Annotated in this window: 2 protein-coding genes and 3 pseudogenes; 2 read left to right on the top strand and 3 right to left on the bottom strand. The window is 37.4% G+C overall.

Annotation, left to right across the window (positions count from 1 at the left end; translation table 11 throughout):
* The 3 genes and pseudogenes from A9G37_RS12075 to A9G37_RS03990 form a co-directional block, all read right to left on the bottom strand.
* Nucleotides 1-456: pseudogene (locus tag A9G37_RS12075) on the bottom strand (IS3 family transposase); the annotation flags it as partial.
* 158 nt (nt 457-614) lie between these two features.
* Entirely contained in the window at nt 615-1,205 is a 591-nt protein-coding gene (locus A9G37_RS03995; protein ID WP_065574691.1) for a hypothetical protein, read from the bottom strand.
* A gap of 32 nt (nt 1,206-1,237) precedes the next feature.
* Nucleotides 1,238-1,387, bottom strand: a complete 150-nt coding sequence (locus A9G37_RS03990) for a hypothetical protein (protein ID WP_218059297.1) — start codon at nt 1,385-1,387, stop codon at nt 1,238-1,240.
* A gap of 159 nt (nt 1,388-1,546) precedes the next feature.
* Here A9G37_RS03990 and A9G37_RS03985 point away from each other — a divergent pair.
* Nucleotides 1,547-1,801, top strand: a pseudogene (locus A9G37_RS03985) (transposase); the annotation flags it as partial.
* 5 nt (nt 1,802-1,806) lie between these two features.
* A pseudogene (locus A9G37_RS03980) lies at nt 1,807-2,077 on the top strand (IS3 family transposase); the annotation flags it as partial.

Below are 2,077 nucleotides of genomic sequence, written 5' to 3'. Positions count from 1 at the left end.
TTTATTAGCCTGCTTCCTCGTTTTATAGTAACAGTCATGAATAATATGGGTTTTGAGTGTATGAAAAAAACTCTCAACAACCGCATTATCAAAGCAGTTTCCTCTTCGACTCATGCTTTGCCTTAGCCCATATTGTAATAATAATTGCTTGAAATCAGCACTGCAATATTGGCTTCTTTGGTTACTATGAATGAGTACATTTTTAGGAAAGTGACGCCGAAATAAGGCTTGTTTTAATGTATTACACACTAAATGACGGTCTATGTAGCGACTGGTTTGCCTAGCAATCACTTTTCGTCCATATAAATCGATAATCACCGACAAATATAACCAACCTTCCCCCGTTTTAATATAAGTAATATCGGTTACCCATGTTTTATTAGGCTTATCAGGGTTAAATTGCCTATCTAACGTGTTGGGCACAATATTGTGATGAGCCATGTCTGTTTTATACTTGAATTTACGTGCTGCTTTACTATGTCATCTCAAACTACGTAATCCCAATTGTTGCAAAACACGGCTAATTGTCCTTTCTGAAACTTGATAGCCCACTTCCCTTGCTTCATGAAGCAGGCTTGGCGCACCCAAACGGACTTTATGTTGCCAGTACTGTATTAAGGTTGCTTTGGAATAAAATAAGCAAAAGCATGATTAGTTAAATAATGCCCATTTTCACCATTAAATTTTTTTGCTGCATCAGGCCAGGCAAAAAAACGAGTCTCAGGTTTTTCCTGTACTTTACCAGTTTCTCTATCAATAAAATAGAGCTTTTTTGCCCCTTTTTTAAATAGCTTCCAAACCGTTTTGACAAATTTGTCAGTTTCGGGATCTTCGATTGGATCATACGACGCAGCAAGTCGACCATTCCTTAGACAGTCTGGTGCATAATCAGCATTTTTAGAACCCAAAAATTGAATCAGTCCTTCCCCAACCCAACCTCCCATATAACCTGAACCTGCAGGGTGAGGAGCAATATATTCATTTTTAAAGCGTTCAATACTCAGAATATTGGTATCGATAATACAAAAATTTGAATTTTCAGCAACTTCAACATCCAGTTGATCAAAAATTGGGATATTTTTATCCGTCCAAATATATTGTTTAATAAACTTGACGGATTGAATATGCTCTTTTAAAACAATCGAAAATTGCATAACATCAACAGGCGTCATGAATGTTTGTATAGTTGGTAGCTTAGTCGCCATATAATTTCACCTTATAATAACAAGTTTAAAAATCATTTTATGATATTTACTTTTCCTGTCTCCATGGTCGATATATCAAGTGAACCTAGAGAAGGTATAGAGCCTTTTGGAACCGCAATTAAGATAGCGTTAGGGTCTTGTTTAAGAATGCGAATCGCATTATTCCATTCTCTCTGCGACATGCCGTTTATCTTACCTCTATCCACGGTTTGAACATACACTGTCTGTTTTCCATCCATCTTAAATGTCATATCGGTATAGGAGCCGCCTTGTAACTCTCCCCTAAAATAGTACAGCAAAAAAGTAGAAAATTCTCTATGATAAAAGTAAAAGGGAATTTAATGATGAAAAAAATGACTGAACATCAAATCGTCGCTATTTTAAAAGAAGCTGAAGCAGGTATTCCTGTCAAGGAACTCTGCCGTAAATATGGTATGGGTAATTCAACTTTTTATAAATGGCGGGAAAAATACGGCGGAATGGAAACTTCGGATATCAAACGCTTAAAAGAGCTGGAGGCTGAAAACCGCAAACTTAAGCAGATGTTTGCCGAGCTGAGCTTAAAATCACAGCCTCAGGAAGAAATCATAAAAAAGCTTTAGTGCCCACAAAGGCCCGTAAAACGTGGGCACAGCAACTACAACAAAATCATTCTGTTACTATAGCTATGAGCTGCGCTATCGTTGGCTTAAGCCGTTGTGCTTACTATTATCAACCTAAGTTACAGGATGATTCGGTGATTGTTTCGGTATTGAATGCTATCACACGCTGGGGCTTTCCTAAATGCTTTAATCGTATCAGAAAGCTCGGCTATCAATGGAACCATAAGCGTGTTTATCGGGTGTATTGTGAATTAAAGCTTAATCTCAGAG

Origin of the sequence: Gilliamella sp. GillExp13, from assembly GCF_001690815.1 — a bacterium.
Lineage (GTDB): Bacteria > Pseudomonadota > Gammaproteobacteria > Enterobacterales > Orbaceae > Gilliamella > Gilliamella bombi.
Note: the sequence above shows the minus strand (reverse complement) of the source record. Positions and strands in the feature narration are given on the sequence as shown.

Bases quoted from the DNA above. Each gene is read 5' to 3' on its own strand.
- A9G37_RS03995 (WP_065574691.1), bottom strand. From the start codon at position 1,205: ATGGCGACTAAGCTACCAACTATACAAACATTCATGACGCCTGTTGAT.
- A9G37_RS03990 (WP_218059297.1), bottom strand. From the start codon at position 1,387: ATGTCGCAGAGAGAATGGAATAATGCGATTCGCATTCTTAAACAAGAC.